The following is an 18591-nucleotide window of genomic DNA, read 5'->3' on the forward strand; positions in this document are numbered from 1 at the left end:
TTCTAAATACTCTCAAGAAACATTAACAATTGTTTTCGCTGCTTTTTGTTCATGGCAATAAGTTTATTTCGTGCATCTTGAGCCTCACCACCATGCCAAAGCAGGGCTTGTAAAAGAGTCGTTGCACGCCCGTCATGTAGGTATCGACTATGACCACTAACCTGGGGGGTTAGTCCAATTCCCCACAATGGTGGTGTACGCCACTCTTGTCCGCTCGCCAGAGCTTCCGGTCGATGGTCAGCTAAGCCCTTGCCCATATCATGCAGTAACAGGTCAGTGTAGGGGTGGATCTTCAGCTGTTGATTATTGAATTCAACTTCGAGTGAAGTGATATGACATGCTGAACAACCAATCTGGTTGAATAGGGATCTTCCAGCTTGCACATCAGGGTTGTCCCAGTTTCTTCTTCGGGGAGGAGCAAGCTGTTGCAGATAGTAGTTTACGCGTTGGGTGATAGCTAAGGGAGCTTCCAGATTATTGTACTGCTGACTATTTCCATCTATCGCATGACGGCAGTCATCCTGCTTATTCGTGCAATCACCATAACCCTCGGGATAGAGGTGTGTAGATATTCCAATATCGGTGGAAAAAGCAGATTGGGATTGCTCATTAATGCTAGGGGAACCCGATTTCAGACCAAATTTTCCTGCTACTACTTTGTTGAGCTCCCGACTCCATACCCAATTGACTTTACCTGAAATACCATCACTATTCTCATCATCTTCGTCTGACATAGCCACTAGCAACTCTGTATCAATAGCCTCTAGTAACCCGAGTCCGACTAGTTGCGGTGCTACTCGAGGTGAAATACGAGTGTTTGAATCGAGTGCACCATAATTGAGATTATTCAGTTGATAAAGAGGCTTACGAAGCAATACCACCTCACCATCAGAGAGGGTTACTGGAATATCCTGATAAGTAATATGGAGTTTGAACTCACTGTCATGGGTAGCGATGGCAAAGTTCTGTAGTTGAGTTCCGTAAACAGGTTCAGGAATGTTATTGATTCTGTTTTCAGCCAGCAGTTGCTTTTGGTTCTCACTCTTGGCGGGTATATCAACCTTAATAACCAAAGATTTAGATGGGACATCTGACTGCTCAAAGGGCTTTCCTCTACCTTTGTTCGGGTGGCAAGCTAAGCAGGAGCGGGCATTATAAAGTGGCCCAAGACCATCTGTTGCTTGAGTAGAGGCGGGTGCTGAAACCCAAATCCGCTTAAAAAGTGCCCTACCCAGGGAGAATTCGACGTTTTGTTCACTATTCAGTCCACTGATTGGATGACTGAATGCATGAAGACTTGTATCGATCTCTTTCTCTTTGGCGCTGACTGGTGAATGGAACAAAAACAAGCCGCATAATATACAGATAGAGTATTCAATTAGTGTTGTGTAACCAGTCATAATAGATGCTCAAATCGCTTGTCAGTGAGTGTCATCAAGAAGGCAACCAACGCATCGATACGTTTGTTGTTCAGAGCTGGGCCGGTTTCAAGTTCTTTTAATGAGATATTCTCCTCGATTTCTGCTTTTCTCCATGGCGCGCCTGTTTCAGGGTTAATCTGCCTTAAACTGCTTCTTGTGTTGTATTTGTTATAAAAAAGAATGATGGTTTTTAAATCTTTAAAAACACCATTGTGCATGTATGGCCCTGTTACAGCTACGTTGCGTAGGGTAGGTACTTTAAATTTACCTGACTGAGCCTTGTCATGGACAACAGGGTTGGCAAACAGTCCTTCATCTTTTTGATCGAGTGGCAATCCATTGGCTTTGCGCCCAGCAATATTGCTCGGTACACCAATGTTATGGTATTCATAATTGGTGAAAGTCTCTCCTTTACTTTCAGGAATTTTCTGTAACTGGTGGCAAAGATTACAGTTGGTGAATTGCTGAGAGAAGAACAGGGTCATCCCCAACTCCTCCTGTTTGGTCATTTTATATTCACCACGGAGATAGCGGTCATACTTACTGTCGAATGGTGAGAAATAATCGGTCTTTTCAAATGTGGCAATAGACTTTGTCATGGCATCATAAGCACGCTCTGCATTGTTAAAAATCTGATCACCAAATAAGTTTCTAAAAGCCGTGACATAGTCGCTATTCTCCATCAATCTAGAGACAACACTGGCCTTGTCAGGCATACCCATCTCAATTGGATTGAGTGGGGGGCCTCCAGCTTGTCCTTGTAGATCTTTTTCCCTACCATCGAGAAATTGCCCTCCAATATATTTACCTTGCCCATTTTTGTGAAAATCGGGTGAAAATGCTGCATAAGCTGCTGTTGGCGCATTTCTGTCGCCCAGTGATCTACCATCATCGCCGAGTGAGAAAGCTTTGCCACTACGATTTTGTCGCGGGTCTGAAAAACCGCTTTCTGGGGCGTGACATGTTGAACAGGCTTGACTCCGCTTGTAAGAAAGGTTGACATCAAAATAGAGTGCTCTTCCCAGAGCTTCGATGCTGCTATAGGATGCCTCTGCTGCCTGGCTTAAATTGCTCCCAAACACTATGGGAAGAACTATGAGAAATGTACGGAGGTTCATGGAATAGCCTGAGTCGTTGAGTTGTTTGACTGAGCCTCAGCTGCTGAAGGGCAGCAACAGCTGAGGTCGAATGGGATTTATCTCATTTCACTTTATGGGGCTCGTCCAGACTCTCCGAACCTTCAAAGGCAATGGATCCAAGGTCCAAAACAGTGACTGCCTTTTCGATGAGATGAGTTTGTGCAATCAGGGCATCTATTGCTGCTTGCACGGATGCATTTCCTTTTGGATTGTTTTCGCCGATAAGCTGATCATAGGCAATGCCTTGATTAGCACTCTCTACCAGTAGCTTCATTTTCCCCAGAGTTTTTAATAGATGGGCGCGTAATGCACTATCGGTTGCCGGGGATTTCTCTGTAACCAGGTCAGAGAGACTTGGGCCTTTGATAATAGTGCCATCTATGCGGGTATAGTGTCCGGTATAGACGTTGAGTATGCCTTTGACATCATTAAAGTGTGACCAATGGGTATTGTCACTGAAGCAGTCGTGTTCCTCTTCAGGATCATGAAGAATTAAACCAAGTTTCATCCGTTCACCCGCTAACTCACCATAGGAGAGGCTACCCATGCCGGTAAAAATTGTTGCAAGATTTTCCTTCAATACGCCTTCAGTAATTGCTTTTCTGGCAGTGCCACTAGTTGACCATTGTTCCACCATCCAGGAGAGATCATCTACCAGTAGCTCAGTTACAGCTTTAAGATAGGCGGCTCTACGGTCACAGTTACCCATGGTGCAGTTTTTGACATCATAATCAGTGACGGGGCGGTTCCCGGCACCTGGCCCTGTTCCATTCAGATCCTGTCCCCAAAGCAGAAACTCGATAGCGTGGTAACCAGTAGCGACATTCGCTTCCACCTCATCTATTTCATGTAGTTGTGCGGAGAGAATCTCTTTAGTGATGTTAGTAGTATCTATTACCCTACCAGAGAGTTTTAATATAGGATTGGCTATGATATTTGCGGTGTAGTAAGGATTTTCATCTGATTCATCTCCATAACTCGCATCGACGTAATCAATCAGTCCTTCATCCAGCGGCCAGGCATTAACTTTACCTTCCCATTCATCAACGATGGCGTTACCAAAACGATACACCTCCGTTTGTTGGTAAGGGTGACGCGCGCTTATCCATGCTTCTTTGGCTGCTCCTAGATTGGCTTCAGTTGGGTTTGTGATTAATTTGTCAATCGCCTCGCTGAGTGATGTTGCTGTAATCAATGAATCGCTATACATCGAATGTGCGAGAACTGCATAGTGATTTAAGACCTGCTGCTCTGTAGTGGCGGCAGAGAGGCTGCTATTGAGGGCTAAACCAATGATGAGGTAAATTGTATGTTTCATTGCAAAAATCTCCTTAGACTGAAAACGATTGGGTCGTATCAGTGGAAGGGGATCCATCGGTTTGATGGTCGATATTTGTTGAAACAAAGGCAACAGCGCAACGTTGGATTTGAGCTGAAACTACAGTTTGCACATTGTTGATGGAACTATAAACTGTACAAGAAGACAGCGTGATTGCTCTTTTTTTCATAGCATTACCCAGGTTGTTGGATGATCAAGGGTGTGGCTTGCAAGAGCTGGCTGACCCGCGTTGGTTATTTAGTCAGGATTAGTTTTCCTTGTCGGGTGATCTGTAATCGATAGACCTCACCCCTATGTACTATCTCTATTCGTTGCTGATCACGAAAGAGCTCACTACTTTGAATTCTTGAACGGGCTTCATCCTTCAATTGATCTTTTTCCCAGTTCTGGTGAGGTTCATCGTGCATAGTCAAAAACTGCCAAATAGAGTCTAAAAATTAAGTTGTGCATTTATCATAATGATAATCATTATCATTAGCAACATCTAATTTGTTGATGTTCGATACTATTAATTGCAGTGTTGCGCGATGGTAGCGAGTGCCCGTTCAATACGGTCATCCCATTCACAGGCACAAGAGAGGCGTAGGAAATTCTGGTATTTACCGGTAGCAGAAAAAATTGCTCCCGGTGCGATGCTGATGCCTTTTGATAAGAGTTTCTGCGCCATTTGAAAGCTGTCGTTTTTACCTGGTAACTCCAGCCAAATAACGAATCCACCTTGGGGGCGGGTTATTCGTGTACCCTCAGGAAATAGCCGTTCAACTGCTTTGGTCATACGTTCAACAGCCCGGGCATATTCACTACGAATTTTACGCAGATGTCGTTCGTACTGCCCATTTTCCATCAATTCTGCTACAGCAAGTTGAGGTAGTGTCGGTGTTGCCAGATTGGTGACAAATTTCAAGTACTCAACCTGTTGCTGATGTTTTCCTGGTGCAATCCAACCCACTCTGAGACCAGGAGAGAGGGTTTTAGAAATGGAAGAGCAGTGTAGAACCTCTCCGTGGTTATCGTAGCTTTTACAGACACTGGGTCTTCTTTGGCTAAAACCAAGGTCACCATATACATCGTCTTCAATCAGTGGGATTTTAAATGATTTAAGTAGCTCCACTAATCTGTTTTTTTGTGAATCACTCATACGATAGCCCAAGGGGTTGCTGTAATTAGCTACCAAAATGCAGGCTTTTACGGGCCATTGCTCTATTGCCAGCTGCAAGGCTGGTACAGAGATGCCTTCACGGGGATGGGTAGGAATCTCCAGCGCCTTCAACCCCAGCGAGTCTATGACTTGTAGAAGGCCATAGAAGGTAGGAGATTCAATAGCGACAATATCTCCAGGTGAAGTGGTGGCTCGCAGGGCTAGGGTAAGTGCCTCCTGACAACCATTTGTAATGACGATTTCATCTGCATGTACTTTGCACCCAATTTCAGCCATACGTCGTGAAATTTGACGGCGTAATTCGGGTACACCCGGTGGAAACTCATATCCGGCGTTGCGTTGCCGTTGTTGACGGTTAGCCTTGGCCATCGCTTTTTCGACTTGCCGGGTTGGAAGAAAAGCGGGTGCTGGTACGGCAGCACCAAGCTGGATCATACCGGGCTCATTGGATGCCTTGACTAACTGTAGGGCTAAAGCTTGTCCTGTAACTGGAGTAGGCCGGCTTTTTGGGGAGGAGATTTCCGGTTCATCGCTATTTGGGGCTGCTTGGGTGCGAACATAAAAACCGGAACGTGGCCGGGCTTCAATCAACCCATCATCCTCCAGCTTTCGATATACCGCCACACTGGTTGCGGTGCTGACACTATGTTGTTGGCTGAACTTTCTCACTCCGGGGAGGCGGTCTCCGGTTTGGTAGAGACCCATTGTGATCTGTTCTGCGAGTTGCGAGGCGAGTTGTTGGTACAGATAGAGCATCTTTTAACCTAAAAAGATTAGTTGGCAGCGTGATTCACCCAACAGGTGACCATGACCATCGAAGCTATTTTTAACAAAATCAGTAACCTGCCATTAGTGTTAACAGGCCCTAGTATGGAGCGGTCAACTGATTATTTCAGGCTTAACCACTACAGTTGTCTGTTTCGAGTATAGGTACAGTTGAATTAATTGTGCAAACTGTACCGCTACAAAAATAATATTATGACTCTGTATTGCATATAAGCAATAGTCTAAAGTCTTGGATGTCAATATCAGGGAGAACAACATGAACCGGTCGGTCTATATAGTGGATGCCTTTACTTGCCATCCTTTTCAAGGGAACCCCGCTGCAGTATGTATATTGGAGCAGCCCGCAGATAGTGCATGGATGCAATCAGTTGCTACAGAAATAAATCTATCGGATACCGCATTTTTGTTGCTAAGAGAGGATGGGGAGTGGGATCTGCGTTGGTTTACTCCAAAAATTGAGGTGACATTATGCGGTCATGCGACACTCGCTTCGGCCCATATACTCTGGCATGAGCTGGGTATGGAAAGTGAATCACTACATTTTCATAGTGCCAGTGGTTTATTGACTGCCACTCGGCAGGAAAACAGGATTCTGCTCGATTTTCCTATTGACCATTTGAGTGAACTAAACTCTGATCCGCTTTTAGTAAAGGCAATAGGGGAAAAACCACAAAATATATTTCGTGGACGGGAAGATCTTTTGGTTGTATTCCAAACCGCAGATCAGGTGCGGGGACTGACTCCCGATCAAGCTGGATTAAGTAAAATAGATTGTCGTGGTTTGATAGCAACTGCACCTGGAGACCAGTCGGGTATTGATTTTATCTCACGATTCTTTGCACCTGCGCTTGGCATCCCTGAAGATCCTGTTACAGGGTCTGCGCACTGCACCCTGGCACCGTACTGGGGGGAGCGGCTGGATAAGAGTGAGCTACAAGCTTATCAAGCCTCTGCCCGAGGCGGAGACATTGGAATTCGTCTGAATGGAAACCGTGTCACTATCCTGGGTCAGGCGGTAACGACTATGGCAGGAGCACTCTATGTCTAGTCAAAGCAGTTGTTGGATAAATGGAGAGCTGGTGCCAAAGAGTGAAGCCAAAGTCTCAATCTATGACCATGGTTTTCTCTATGGAGACGGGATTTTTGAGGGGATCAGGTTTTTTAATCGACGTCCATTCAGGTTACAAGAACACCTCCAACGCTTACGCTATTCAGCTCAAGCACTTGCTCTTAAGTTGCAATACAGTTCAGAGGAGATTACTCGGGCTATTGATGAGGTCATCTCCAAATTTCCTGAAGATTCAGGATATCTGAGGTTGGTTGCCACACGAGGTATTGGACCCTTGGGGTTAGATCCAAAGGGGTGCCAGGAGCCTGGTCTGTTTATCATGGCAGATCGTTTGGAGATGGTCAGTAATGCCACCAGATCGGTAGGAGCCAGATTGATCATCGCATCAACACGTCGGCTACCGATAGATGGTCTCGATCCTCGAATTAAAAGTCTCAATTATCTGAATCAAGTGCTGGCCCGCATAGAGGCCAATCACGCAGGTGTTGATGAAGCGATTCTTCTTAATCAAGCGGGCAGGGTAGCTGAAGGGACAGCAGACAATCTATTCATTGTAGTTGGAGGGAAGTTGCTGACTCCCCCTGTTATTGAAGGCGCGTTAGAAGGGGTAACCCGAAATCTGGTCATAGCATTGGCGATAGAGGCAGGGGTAAAAGTTACTGAGAGTCCATTAGCTCCCTATGACCTTTATAACGCTGATGAGTGTTTTCTGACAGGTACAGGTGCAGAACTGATTCCTGTATCAGAGGTGGATGGAAGACGCATCAACTCATGTCCAGGACCAATATTTGCTGAATTGGAAGGAGGCTATCGTATGCAGATAAATGGTGAATAGAGGTTAGAAGCTGCTTTTCGTAAGATTAAAAATGGTGGGGGAGGTACTCCCACTCAACGCTGTGAGCTGTCACCCTTCCAGAGAGTGGCAGAGAAAAAGAGAAAACAAGGATCAGTTAGGTATTGCAAATGATAACCATTCGTAATAACCTTAATTCCAAGATATTCTGATTTAATTGGACAACTTAATTGTTGTTCTTTTTGATCTATCTAGACGGCAAGCCAGCTTACGCCAGCCAGTCCGGTTTTTTTACTGACTGGGGAAGCGTGAAATGCAACCAAAACGTTTAAGTGTAGCTAGTGCTGAGAGTAGTACACCATTATCGATCTCGAATTGCTTTGTTTTATCTGATGTCGTTAACAACAAGAGATCACTAGGTAGATATGGGGGAAAATCAAAATATAAGCAGAACAGTGCTTCCTTTGTTCTGCTATTGATTGGATCGCTCTACAGCCTCTTGGGTATGGGCGTAGTCGAGGCAGATGAGGGTCTATTTGGCAACCTAAGAATGGGTGCCATACATGCAGAAGATGATATTGGAGACAAAACTGATGGATCAGCCTTTGGTGGCAAACTGGGTTACATCAGCCCAGCATGGAACGGCTTGAGTGGTGGTGCGACTTTCTACGCTACCAGTGAACTGTTTGATGATGAAAATGGAGATTTCTTCTCTTCAGAGAGTGGCAGCTACGCTATCCTTGGCGAAGCCTATATACAAGCTGATTATGGCAATACCATGCTGCGACTGGGGCGCTTTGAGCTTGATACACCACATGCCGATACAGACGATATCCGCATGATACCCAATACCTTTCAAGGATTATTGCTGAGCAATAGTGATATTGATGATACTACCTTATACCTGACACATCTTGATAAATGGGCTGGTGTGGATGCGGATTTACCAGAGCGTTTTCAGGAACTAAACAGTGATGATGGTGTTACAGCTGCAGGTGCAGTATACGAGGGGGTTAAAAATCTGGCGCTACAAAGTTGGTACTATCATGGCAATGATTTTGCAAAACTCCTCTACTTAGAGGCAATCTATGAAAGCGAATGTTTTAGTGTTGGTGTGCAGTTCAGTTCACAATCAGATGATAGCAATGATGAATCGGGTCCGGATGGGGACGCTTGGGGAGTAACCGCAAGTTACACCCTGGCTGAGATTACACTTTCAGCGGCCTATAATGGTGTTTCCGGAATAGTTACCAATGGTTATGGCGGTGGACCCTATTTTACCTCTGCAGATGACCATACCATTGATGGTGTCGAAGATCAGAAAGCTGCCGCTATTGGTGTTGAATATGGTGGAGTAGAGGCATTAACGCTTGGTGCATTACATGTTGATTTTGAAGAGGGTGCAAACGAAACTGACTACTATGCCCTCTATGATGTAACTGAAGAGATGTCGTTGGAACTGATCTATACCGATATGCATGAGGATGGGGAGTTTGTGCGGCTGATGGCTAACTATGGTTTTTAGCCTAAAAAGATCGTTGGGCAGCGTGATTCACCCAATAGGTGACCATTACCATCGAAGCTATTTTCCCCAACAATCAGCAAGATACATATGAACGATCAGTGTGGTTTTATCTTTCAATCACATGAAACGCTTCGCGTACACCCTCTCCCCAACCCCTCTCCCGTAAAGGGAGAGGGGCTTTACCATAAGGCGGAGGATTACTCATAAAGCTACTCTACTCATTTTCCTCAGCGTCAGATGGCAGGGGTCTATAAAACAGCACATTTGGTGTTTTATCCTACATCACTCATCCCGTCTTTCCACCAATTCAGGGTCAGCCGTGATCTCTCGGTAAACTTCAATTCTTGAGCCTTCTTCCACTACAGAATCGAGTTTTGTAATCTTTCCGAAGATGCCCACCTTTTGGCGCTCAAGGTCGATCTCTGGAAACTGATCCAACAGACCGGAGTGGTTGATGGCTTCACGAACAGTGGATCCATCCGGAACTTCAAGCTTTAACCAAAGCTGTTTGAATTTGTCTGCGTAAGCGACACCAACATTCATAGTGCTTACACTCCTCTAAATTGATTAAGATGACTCTAATGGCATTTCGGATGATGCTTGCAAAGCAGCTTTTCTCTCTGCCAGACTGCGATCCAGCAAGCGCTTCAATGCGAGGATAAATCCCAGTACCAGAAAACCACCTGGTGGTAGTATGATTAGAAGAAAGCCTTTGTAGTCTTCAATGAGTGTCAGCTCGATGAAATGTGCCCAACCACCCAGCAATTGAGCTGCATTGTCAAACAAAGTGCCACTTCCAAGTATCTCCCTGGTAGCGCCCAGCAATACCAGCGCAAAGGTAAAACCTGCGCCCATCATTAAGCCATCGTACATAGATTTCATCACGGTATTTCGTGATGCAAAGGATTCTGCACGACCAAGAATAGCGCAGTTGGTTACAATCAAAGGGATAAACAAGCCAAGTACTTTATGCAGGTCATGTACCCAGGCATTCATTGACATATCAACCAGAGTAACTAAAACGGCTATTATCAAAACGAATACCGGGATACGAACCTGGGGAGTGATAATACCGCGAAGCATCGATATCAGCAGGCCTGATGCAACCATCACTACAGTGGTAGCTAATCCCATTCCAAGACCATTTGTTGCTGTTCCAGTGACGGCTAGAAGCGGGCAAAGACCCAGTGCCTGGGCAAAGACTATGTTGTTGTCCCAGAGCCCATCTTTGGTGATACGTCTATATTCGTTACTCATTTTCGATTCACTCATCAACAGAGGCACGTTTCAAAGAGGGATCTTCTGTGTTGATAACCGGTGGTTTCAACAACTCATCCTTATGTGCATCAAAAAATGTTAAGCCCCCATGAACTGCAGATACAACTGCACGTGGTGTTATCGTGGCACCACTGAATTGATCAAATTGTCCGCCATCCTTCTTTACATGCCAATCCTTTGTGGATGTGGTTTTCAGAGAGAGGTCGTTAAAGCCCAAAATCCAATCATCCTTGGCTGTCTCGATTTTATCGCCCAGACCAGGGGTTTCGGCGTGGGAGAGCACTCGAACACCGAGGATCTCACCCTTTGCACTTACGCCCATGATCAGTCGTATATCACCTGCGTAACCTTGCCCTACAACTTCCCATGCCAATGCGTTGACCTGCATACCATGCAAACCCCGATAGACGGTCAGCTCATGGCCTTTGTCATCACTCATACTCAATGGTTGATGCAGAAGATCACTGTCATAGTGTGCAGCAGGTACGACCTGATTCAATGAATTTAAAAGATCCTCTTTTTGACGGGCCAGAATGTCATCTTTGGTGGCAATGTTGCCAGCTACAAGAAGTGCTGTGGCCAGTGTAGAGAAACCGCCCAGTAGTACAGCCTGATAACCGACTCGCTTGCGATATGAGGGTTCTTGGGGGGTACTCATCTGATATCTGCTCCCTCATCTACATAATTTAACGGCTCGCCTTTCCTGTCACGACCGTAAATTCGGGGTTTGATATAGTGGTCTATCAAAGGTGTACAGGCGTTCATCAACATCACAGCAAATGCAACACCCTCAGGGTATCCTGCCCAGGTACGTATTGCATAGACCAGCAGTCCACAGCCAGCGCCAAACAGAATCTGACCACGAGTGGATACAGGTGAGGTAACAAGATCGGTTGCGATGAAGAAAGCACAAAGTATCGCTGCACCACTGAATAGATGAGTCAATGGTTCAACATAGTTTTGTGGATCAAGCAGGTGAAGGATTGTGGCAAGTAGTGCCAGTGTGCCCAGCATGGAGAGTGGTATATGCCAGGTTATGACTTTTTTGTAGATCAGAAAGAGACCACCTAAAAGCAACAGGAGTGCTGATGTTTCACCCATGCTGCCAGCAGCCTGTCCCCAAAAGAGTTGCCATAAACCAGCACCTTCTGCTGCAGCATCCTGAAATGCAATGCCTCGGCCAATCTCTGTTTTCAAATGACCAAGCGTGGTGGCACTGCTGACCGCATCAATCGCATCGGAAGAGCCAAAGGTAATTGCCAGGCTATCCAGAAAGCCTGGTGCCTGTGATGAAAAGAGTGGTACTGGTTGATTGAACAGGGTCATCTCCAAGGGAAATGAGATCAACAATGCAACACGAGCTACCATAGCTGGATTGAACAGGTTTTGACCAATGCCACCAAACACCTGCTTTGCGACGATAATCGCCAGCAGAGCACCGACCAGGCCGATCCACCAAGGCGCCCATGGTGGCAGCGTCATAGCCAGTAACCAACCGGTTAATAGGGCAGAGCCATCCATTAAAAAAGGTTTGATCGGTTTACCTGCGATTCGCAGGGCCATGGCTTCAGCAAACAGACACCCCCCCAGGGTGACAGCAAAAAGAAATATTGCTGGCCAGCCAAATTGATAGAGGCCAAACAGAGTCGCGGGGAGCAGACTGATCATCACCAGGCCCATAGTACGACTAATACTGTTTTTAGCATGGACGTAAGGGCCGAAAACTGGTTTCTCTTCGATCATGATTCTGCCCCTTCAACTGCAGACTTCTCAGCCTCTCTTTTCTTCTTTGCTTCCATCTCCTTTTTACGCTTCATCATCGCTTCGCGTTTCGCTTTTTTGATTCGCTCCATGCGCTCGCTTCTTAATTCCGTAAGGCGTTTGGTCTCTATCTGTTTGTGTTGAGAGCGCTGTCTGGCTGCCAGTTCACCCTTGGCATAGTTGAAGTATTGAACAAGTGGAATATGGGAAGGGCAGACATAGGCACAAGAGCCACAAGCGATGCAGTCCAGTAATCCCAGTTTGACCGAGGTGTCGAGACTTCCACCCCTTATATGGTTTGCCATCTCGAGAGGGACAAGTCCACAAGGACAGGCATTGACACAGCTTGCGCATCTAATACAGGGCATCTCATCAGAGGCTTTGACCTCTTCAGTAGAGAGGGCAAGCAGGCCGTTACTGCCTTTAACTGCTGGAACCCTGGTACTGGGTAGAGGTTGTCCCATCATTGGGCCTCCACTCACCAGGCGCTCAGGGGTTTGAGTGAAACCCCCGCAGAAATCGACTAGATTTGAGAGCGGGGTACCAATCAGTACGTCGACATTCTTTGGCTGTTGAACGGCACCACCGGTTACTGTCATGATTCTGGAGAGAAGTGGATGACCTGAAAATATTGCGTCATGCACAGCCCGTGCGGTAGCAACGTTATGTACGACCACTCCGATATCTGCTGTGAGTCCGCGAGCAGGTGTCTCCTTACCAACCAAGGTCTGTACCAGATGCTTCTCTGAACCCATTGGGTAACGGGTTGGAAGTCCTACTACAGAGATCATGTCGCTATCACTGGCTGCTTCGCGTATCGCAGCCAGTGCTTCAGGTTTGTTGTTTTCAATGGCGAATAGTACGTGGTCAACATCCAGCGCTTTGGCCATCAGTTTTACGCCATCAAGAACCTGTTTTGGTTGTTCACGCATCAAGCGATCATCACAGGTTAGATAGGGCTCACACTCAGCACCGTTGATAACCAGGGTGTGTAGCTGATAGCGCTTGCGAAGATTCAGCTTTACCGCAGATGGAAAGGTCGCGCCGCCCATCCCGACAATACCAGCACGAGCTACTCGATCAGCGATCTCTTCCGGGGCAAGAGAAAATGGGTCATCAGATGGATCGAGAGTGTCGATCCACTCATCTTTACCGTCCGGCTTCAAGGTAATGGTTCTGACCGATAGTCCAGAAGCATGATGTGCTGGATATCCACCTACACCCATTATCCGTCCGGAGGTTGGGGCGTGAACTGGCGCGGAAATGGCGCCCTGATTGCGTGCTAGCAGTTGACCCTTTTTAACTTCCTCACCACGCCTGACCAGAGGTTCAGCTGGAGCACCAATGTGCTGCTGCAGAGGAATATGCAAAAGTGATGGCATTGGCAGTTTTTCTATCGCCTGATCTGCACTCAGTCTTTTCTTATCATCAGGATGAACACCGCCACGAATCTTGAACAGTTTAAATATGTTGGCTGTTGTCATGATTAGGCCACCTTGGCTGGTTCTGGCCAATACCATGTCTGCAGAGTCTTCTTGATCGGACGCATCTCGATACACTCTGTTGGACAGACGTCATAACATTTCTCACAACCTGTACAGGCATCAGCAAATACAGCATGTATCTGTTTAGGGCCACCTAAAATGGCATCGGTAGGGCAACGTTTGAAACACTTGGTGCAGCCGACACAAAGGTTTTCATGAACAAAGGCGATCATCGGCTCTTTCTCCTCAACTGAGGAGAGGTCTATGCTGACTCCCATTTTTTCTGCCAGGGCTTCTGCCAGTGCCTTGCCACCTGGGGGGCACATGGTTACTGGGGCTTCACCCTGGGTTACTGCCTCTGCAGCAGGTGTACAGCCGGGATAACCGCATTGGCCACATTGAGATCCGGGGAGCAGTTCTTCAATCTCTTGCTGAAGTGGATTTCCCTCTACAGCCAGATATTTTGATGCTATCCCCAGCATCGCGCCCATAGTGACGCCTAGTGCAGTCAGAATAAGGATTGCAGAAACCATCATCGATTCTCCTTGCTATCGGTTACGCTCACAGTGAATGGTTTGATTCACTGAGATTGTCGATCGATATAGATCAATGTGCTTTTCATTCATTGAGTTCTCCATTTAAGGGCCTCTCCGGTATGTTCAGGTCAATTGCTGGTTAAACCAGCAAATCCCATGAAGGCTAGAGACATCAGGCCAGCGACGACATAAGCAATTGGGGCACCGCTGAAAACTTGGGGAACATTCGCCAACGCCAGACGCTCACGCAAACCGGCGAACATCACCAGTACCAATGTAAAACCGAGTGCAGAACCGAAACCATAGAGTAGACTGGCCAGAAAGCTGTTTTCCTGTTGCACATTCAGTAAGGCAACACCTAATACGGCGCAGTTTGTGGTGATCAATGGAAGGAAGATGCCAAGTACCTGGTAGAGCGCTGGCGAAGTTTTACGCACTACCATCTCTGTGAACTGAACCACCACAGCGATAACCAGGATGAAGGTCAGTATTCGCAGAAATCCCAGATCCAGGGGTTGTAGTACAAAGTGTTCCAACAACCAGCTTGCAAAGGCTGCAAGGGTAAGCACAAAAGTTGTGGCCAACCCCATACCCAGGGCAGAATCGAGCTTGTTGGATACTCCCATTAAGGGACACAAACCGAGAAACTTGACCAACACAACGTTGTTGACCAAAGCCGTAGAAAGAATGATCAGTATATAGTCCATGAATAGCATCGCTTTACTGTGATGATTATTACCCAACAAAAAATATGCCAATCATCTAAATAATCAGATAATTAGATCATGTATGTCATGATCAGTGGCTTAGAGCGCTGTATTCATGGGTTAATTTGAATAAGCACTGTTTTAGTGCGGAAATGCACCGAAAAGGATCATCCATTGCTTTGTAGGTTTCGCAACAGATTGCGGCGGTTACTTTGTAGAGTTAGCGACAACGGGGGCTATCTAATGGTTCTCACCTCTGTAATCAGCGATGGTATGGGTTTTGCTATAACCTTAGCTATGTTCAGTTTTTCTACATTCGCATTAGGATGATCGCAGTTATGATCCAACGAAAAATAAAATCTACTAACAGCGATGTTGTCGACAGGATTAATGACTTTCTTGCCTCTCCTCCTGAAGGAACGCCGGATGAAATCCTCGAGGCATTCGGGAATCTGGACAGTAATCAGTTTTTACCACCAAAGCTCTTTTTCGAATCAGTTGAACAAGCACCCATCGCGATATCAATCACCGATCCTACAGCACGAATCCTCTATGTTAATAGCGCGTTTGAGATGCTAACCGGCTATTCCAGGGAAGAGGTGATAGGTAAGAATGAGTCGGTACTCTCAAGTAAATCGACTCCAGAATCGATCTACAGAGAGCTTTGGGAGACTATTCAGAAAAACGAGGTTTGGCACGGTACTCTTGTCAACCACCGTAAATCCAGTGAGGAGTATCTCGCTGAACTGATCATCTCTCCGGTGAACAACAGTAAAGGTAAAACTGCGTTTTTTCTTGGTATGCACCGTGATGTTACTGAGGTGCACCAGCTGGAGCAGCGTTTAAAGTTCCAAAAAAATCTTACCGAAGCAGCACTGAATGCAGCACCTATGGTGGTGGCTGTAGTGGCTGCGGATGGGAAAGTGTTACTGGATAATCATGCTTACAAAGCCTTGATGGGGGATTTTAGAGGTGTAGAACCCACAACAGTTTTTTTAGAAGCTCTAGAGCAACAGATAGGCTTTGATCTGGGTAAGGTCTGCCAAGTCGGCAATGGCTTTACAAATGTGGATGTAAGACTGGATCCGCCTGGAGGGGTTAGTCCAAGATGGTTCGCCTGTTCAGGTGTACATCTGCCTGAGTTGGACGAAGCAGCCCAACACTATTTCAAACAACAGGAGGAGACTCGGTGCTGTCTGCTGTTGATTGCCAATGAAGTTACTAGCAGTCGCAATCGTATTCAAGAAGCACGACTGAATATGATCCGTGCCAATATGGCGGAGCAGCAGATGGTACAAACCATGCGCGAAGCGATCTCCGGCGCCATATTCAAGATTCAAGCCCCATTGAATGTCATCAAGGCTGCATTGGCCATGCCTGCTGCAAGCCAGGAGGATATGGGGATGCGCATAGTATTGCAGCAAGCTTTGAAAAGTGGCGATGAGGCGATGGACAGTCTACACGAAGCTTTACCCAGTCCTGTGATGGAAGATGAGAGCTTGGTAAACATCAATGAGCTACTGCATGAGGTGTTGAAACTATCCACTGAAAGTCTTCTGTCTGCGAGCATTGTTGTGGACTGGAGGCCTGCGAATGTATTACCTGCGGTGTCGGGTCGTATCAATTCACTGCGTGGTCTATTCAAATATCTCATTGATAACGCGATTAAAGCCGTTATAGAAGCGAAGCAGGATTACCGCGAAATACGTATCCAGACAAGTGTTGAAAATCAGGAACTGGTAATAGAAATTATGGATAACGGATTAGGTGTACCCAAGACACAACGTTTGAAAGTGTTTGAACCTTTCTTTTGTGGATGGGAACAGCCAAAAGAACATGCAGGCATGGGACTGACAATGTCTCAGGAGATCGTTATCGGGCATGGAGGCAGTATGGAAATCGATCCTGACTTTTACGGCGGATGTCGCGTCTTTGTCAGACTTCCAGTTAGTGGTATGGAGGAAAAGTCTTAATGACTTCGACAGATACACAGATCGATACTTCAGTTGCAGCAAATAACAGTGCTGTACTGGAATCAGAGCTGGAGAGCCTGTATCAGGTTAGTCAGGTGTTAAGTCGATCTCTCGATTTCAGAGAGACATTGACTGAAGTTCTCAGTCGGCTCAGTGATACCGCAAAACTGAGGCATGGAATGATCTGTCTACTGGATGATACCAGTGGCGAGCTGTTTGTTACTGCTTTGCATGAAAACCCTGCACCTTTCAACACGGTTCGCTACAAGCCTGGTGAAGGTGTTGTAGGTGCGATCATGGCTAGTGGTGAACCGCTGGTTGTACGGCGAATATCAGATGAAGATCGTTTTCTTGATCGATTAGGTGTCTACGATCCCGAATTGCCATTTGTTGGTGTTCCTATCCTCATAGGGGAGCGAACAGCAGGTGTACTGGCTGCACAACCACTAGGCAGCATCGGCCTGCTGAAAATACATGAACGCTTTTTGAAGATGGTCGGGAATCTGATTGGTCAGAGTGTTCGACTTGCCAAAAAAGTGGAAGACGAACAGTTGGCCCTTAAAAATGAGCGGGACTCGCTGCGGCGTAAAGTTCGTGGCGAACATGGTTTTTCAAATATGGTCGGTCATACACCAAGTATGCGAGTGATTTTTGAGCAGGTTCGCCAGGTTGCTAAATGGAATACCACTGTATTGGTTCGTGGTGAATCCGGAACCGGAAAAGAGCTGATTGCCAATGCCATTCACTACAACTCACCCAGAAGCAACGGGCCATTTATCAAACTCAATTGTGCTGCACTACCCGATACCCTATTGGAGTCAGAACTGTTTGGGCACGAGAAAGGGGCATTTACTGGCGCAGTCAATCAACGAAAAGGGCGCTTCGAACAGGCTCATGGCGGTACCATATTTCTTGATGAAATCGGAGAAATCAGCCCTGCGTTTCAGGCAAAACTGCTTCGTGTACTACAGGAAGGTGAATTTGAGCGGGTTGGTGGTGCTAAAACTCATGTTGTTGATGTTCGAGTCGTTGCGGCTACAAACAAAGACTTGGAATCTGAAGTACAAGAGGGCAGCTTCAGAGAGGATCTCTACTATCGACTGAATGTTATGCCTATACAAATGCCGGCGCTACGTGATCGTAAAGAAGATATTAACGATCTGGCCCGATTTCTGGTTACTAAGATCTCCAAGAATCAGGGGCGCGAATTGTCTATCAATGATGGTGCCGTGCGGTTGCTGATGCACCATGACTGGCCGGGAAATGTTCGTGAACTGGAAAACTGTCTGGAACGGGCAGCTGTCATGAGCGGAGAAGGACAGATTGACGAAAAAGCAGTCAACCTCAGTGGCTTGAAACCGCTATCAGAGCAGGGTTACACACCAGTTCCCGATAACAACAAGATTGACATAGATGACCCGGATCTTGATGAGCGTGAACGGGTTATTGCCGCATTGGAGCAAGCGGGTTGGGTTCAGGCCAAGGCTGCGAGACTGCTCGGTATGACCCCAAGGCAGATTGGCTATCGAATTCAGACCCTGAATATTAAAGTGCGTCAGATGTAAGCTGGTTCTGTCGCTTGTCATACAGGGACCATTGAATGCCCTGTATGCAATGCGAC

General features: G+C 46.5%; 17 protein-coding genes. 5 read left to right on the forward strand and 12 right to left on the reverse strand.

The genetic code is table 11. From position 1 onward, the window contains the following. Nucleotides 1-2: 2 nt before the first annotated feature. The 5 genes from AC4IE7_RS12395 to AC4IE7_RS12415 form a co-directional block, all read right to left on the reverse strand. A complete protein-coding gene (locus tag AC4IE7_RS12395) occupies nt 3-1343 on the reverse strand; it encodes a di-heme oxidoreductase family protein (protein ID WP_490777161.1) in 1341 nt (446 codons plus the stop codon). Between the two features lie 53 nt (nt 1344-1396). After that, nucleotides 1397-2539 (reverse strand): cytochrome-c peroxidase, encoded by a 1143-nt coding sequence (locus tag AC4IE7_RS12400; protein ID WP_490777162.1) that lies wholly within the window; start codon nt 2537-2539, stop codon nt 1397-1399. 82 nt (nt 2540-2621) lie between these two features. After that, a complete protein-coding gene (locus tag AC4IE7_RS12405) occupies nt 2622-3878 on the reverse strand; it encodes an imelysin family protein (RefSeq protein ID WP_490777163.1) in 1257 nt (418 codons plus the stop codon). 254 nt (nt 3879-4132) lie between these two features. After that, nucleotides 4133-4306 carry a hemin uptake protein HemP gene (gene hemP / locus AC4IE7_RS12410; RefSeq protein WP_490777164.1) on the reverse strand — a complete coding sequence of 58 codons (174 nt, stop codon included), beginning with the start codon at nt 4304-4306 and terminating at the stop codon, nt 4133-4135. Nucleotides 4307-4407: 101 nt separating this feature from the next. Next, nucleotides 4408-5814: an aminotransferase-like domain-containing protein gene (locus AC4IE7_RS12415; protein ID WP_490777165.1), complete on the reverse strand. Its 1407-nt coding sequence runs from the start codon at nt 5812-5814 to the stop codon at nt 4408-4410. 286 nt (nt 5815-6100) lie between these two features. Between AC4IE7_RS12415 and AC4IE7_RS12420 the strand changes: the two genes are divergently transcribed. The 3 genes from AC4IE7_RS12420 to AC4IE7_RS12430 all read left to right on the forward strand — a co-directional run bounded on the left by AC4IE7_RS12420 (nt 6101) and on the right by AC4IE7_RS12430 (nt 9231). Then, complete coding sequence (locus AC4IE7_RS12420; protein ID WP_490777166.1) at nt 6101-6892, forward strand: PhzF family phenazine biosynthesis protein; 792 nt, start codon at nt 6101-6103, stop codon at nt 6890-6892. Continuing rightward, nucleotides 6885-7748 (forward strand): branched-chain-amino-acid transaminase, encoded by an 864-nt coding sequence (gene ilvE / locus AC4IE7_RS12425; RefSeq protein WP_490777167.1) that lies wholly within the window; start codon nt 6885-6887, stop codon nt 7746-7748. The genes AC4IE7_RS12420 and ilvE overlap by 8 nt, the downstream gene beginning before the upstream one ends. Before the next feature lie 271 nt (nt 7749-8019). Continuing rightward, entirely contained in the window at nt 8020-9231 is a 1212-nt protein-coding gene (locus tag AC4IE7_RS12430) for an OprD family outer membrane porin (protein WP_490777168.1), read from the forward strand. 282 nt (nt 9232-9513) lie between these two features. On the opposite strand, the gene AC4IE7_RS12435 is transcribed toward AC4IE7_RS12430, so the two are convergent. The 7 genes from AC4IE7_RS12435 to rsxA all read right to left on the reverse strand — a co-directional run bounded on the left by AC4IE7_RS12435 (nt 9514) and on the right by rsxA (nt 14997). Next, nucleotides 9514-9774 (reverse strand): RnfH family protein, encoded by a 261-nt coding sequence (locus AC4IE7_RS12435; protein ID WP_490777169.1) that lies wholly within the window; start codon nt 9772-9774, stop codon nt 9514-9516. Between the two features lie 24 nt (nt 9775-9798). After that, nucleotides 9799-10503 carry an electron transport complex subunit E gene (locus AC4IE7_RS12440; RefSeq protein ID WP_490777170.1) on the reverse strand — a complete coding sequence of 235 codons (705 nt, stop codon included), beginning with the start codon at nt 10501-10503 and terminating at the stop codon, nt 9799-9801. After that, complete coding sequence (gene rsxG, locus AC4IE7_RS12445; RefSeq protein WP_490777171.1) at nt 10496-11167, reverse strand: electron transport complex subunit RsxG; 672 nt, start codon at nt 11165-11167, stop codon at nt 10496-10498. Before rsxG ends, AC4IE7_RS12440 begins: the two co-directional genes overlap by 8 nt. Continuing rightward, a complete protein-coding gene (locus AC4IE7_RS12450; protein WP_490777172.1) occupies nt 11164-12252 on the reverse strand; it encodes an RnfABCDGE type electron transport complex subunit D in 1089 nt (362 codons plus the stop codon). Before AC4IE7_RS12450 ends, rsxG begins: the two co-directional genes overlap by 4 nt. Further along, entirely contained in the window at nt 12249-13754 is a 1506-nt protein-coding gene (rsxC, locus tag AC4IE7_RS12455; protein ID WP_490777173.1) for an electron transport complex subunit RsxC, read from the reverse strand. Before rsxC ends, AC4IE7_RS12450 begins: the two co-directional genes overlap by 4 nt. 2 nt (nt 13755-13756) lie before the next feature. Further along, nucleotides 13757-14287 carry an electron transport complex subunit RsxB gene (gene rsxB, locus AC4IE7_RS12460; RefSeq protein ID WP_490777410.1) on the reverse strand — a complete coding sequence of 177 codons (531 nt, stop codon included), beginning with the start codon at nt 14285-14287 and terminating at the stop codon, nt 13757-13759. Nucleotides 14288-14418: 131 nt separating this feature from the next. Then, entirely contained in the window at nt 14419-14997 is a 579-nt protein-coding gene (rsxA, locus tag AC4IE7_RS12465) for an electron transport complex subunit RsxA (protein WP_490777174.1), read from the reverse strand. 338 nt (nt 14998-15335) lie between these two features. Between rsxA and nifL the strand changes: the two genes are divergently transcribed. Together nifL and nifA are read left to right on the forward strand one after the other, a co-directional pair. Further along, a complete protein-coding gene (gene nifL / locus AC4IE7_RS12470; RefSeq protein WP_490777175.1) occupies nt 15336-16970 on the forward strand; it encodes a nitrogen fixation negative regulator NifL in 1635 nt (544 codons plus the stop codon). Then, the gene (gene nifA / locus AC4IE7_RS12475) at nt 16970-18535 is read left to right on the forward strand and encodes a nif-specific transcriptional activator NifA (RefSeq protein ID WP_490777176.1); all 1566 of its coding nucleotides are present in this window, start codon (nt 16970-16972) and stop codon (nt 18533-18535) included. Before nifL ends, nifA begins: the two co-directional genes overlap by 1 nt. Nucleotides 18536-18591: the final 56 nt, after the last annotated feature.

The sequence above is a fragment of the Candidatus Thiodiazotropha sp. AKAK3 genome (genome assembly GCF_058244645.1).

What these genes read in the sequence shown, in the direction of transcription:
- AC4IE7_RS12430 (WP_490777168.1), top strand. Translation starts at nt 8,020, where the DNA reads ATGCAACCAAAACGTTTAAGTGTAGCTAGTGCTGAGAGTAGTACACCA.
- AC4IE7_RS12405 (WP_490777163.1), bottom strand. Translation starts at nt 3,878, where the DNA reads ATGAAACATACAATTTACCTCATCATTGGTTTAGCCCTCAATAGCAGC.
- AC4IE7_RS12420 (WP_490777166.1), top strand. Translation starts at nt 6,101, where the DNA reads ATGAACCGGTCGGTCTATATAGTGGATGCCTTTACTTGCCATCCTTTT.
- AC4IE7_RS12450 (WP_490777172.1), bottom strand. Translation starts at nt 12,252, where the DNA reads ATGATCGAAGAGAAACCAGTTTTCGGCCCTTACGTCCATGCTAAAAAC.
- nifA (WP_490777176.1), top strand. Translation starts at nt 16,970, where the DNA reads ATGACTTCGACAGATACACAGATCGATACTTCAGTTGCAGCAAATAAC.
- AC4IE7_RS12435 (WP_490777169.1), bottom strand. Translation starts at nt 9,774, where the DNA reads ATGAATGTTGGTGTCGCTTACGCAGACAAATTCAAACAGCTTTGGTTA.
- AC4IE7_RS12400 (WP_490777162.1), bottom strand. Translation starts at nt 2,539, where the DNA reads ATGAACCTCCGTACATTTCTCATAGTTCTTCCCATAGTGTTTGGGAGC.
- ilvE (WP_490777167.1), top strand. Translation starts at nt 6,885, where the DNA reads ATGTCTAGTCAAAGCAGTTGTTGGATAAATGGAGAGCTGGTGCCAAAG.
- AC4IE7_RS12440 (WP_490777170.1), bottom strand. Translation starts at nt 10,503, where the DNA reads ATGAGTGAATCGAAAATGAGTAACGAATATAGACGTATCACCAAAGAT.
- rsxC (WP_490777173.1), bottom strand. Translation starts at nt 13,754, where the DNA reads ATGACAACAGCCAACATATTTAAACTGTTCAAGATTCGTGGCGGTGTT.
- rsxA (WP_490777174.1), bottom strand. Translation starts at nt 14,997, where the DNA reads ATGGACTATATACTGATCATTCTTTCTACGGCTTTGGTCAACAACGTT.
- rsxB (WP_490777410.1), bottom strand. Translation starts at nt 14,287, where the DNA reads ATGGTTTCTGCAATCCTTATTCTGACTGCACTAGGCGTCACTATGGGC.
- nifL (WP_490777175.1), top strand. Translation starts at nt 15,336, where the DNA reads ATGATCCAACGAAAAATAAAATCTACTAACAGCGATGTTGTCGACAGG.
- rsxG (WP_490777171.1), bottom strand. Translation starts at nt 11,167, where the DNA reads ATGAGTACCCCCCAAGAACCCTCATATCGCAAGCGAGTCGGTTATCAG.
- AC4IE7_RS12415 (WP_490777165.1), bottom strand. Translation starts at nt 5,814, where the DNA reads ATGCTCTATCTGTACCAACAACTCGCCTCGCAACTCGCAGAACAGATC.
- hemP (WP_490777164.1), bottom strand. Translation starts at nt 4,306, where the DNA reads ATGCACGATGAACCTCACCAGAACTGGGAAAAAGATCAATTGAAGGAT.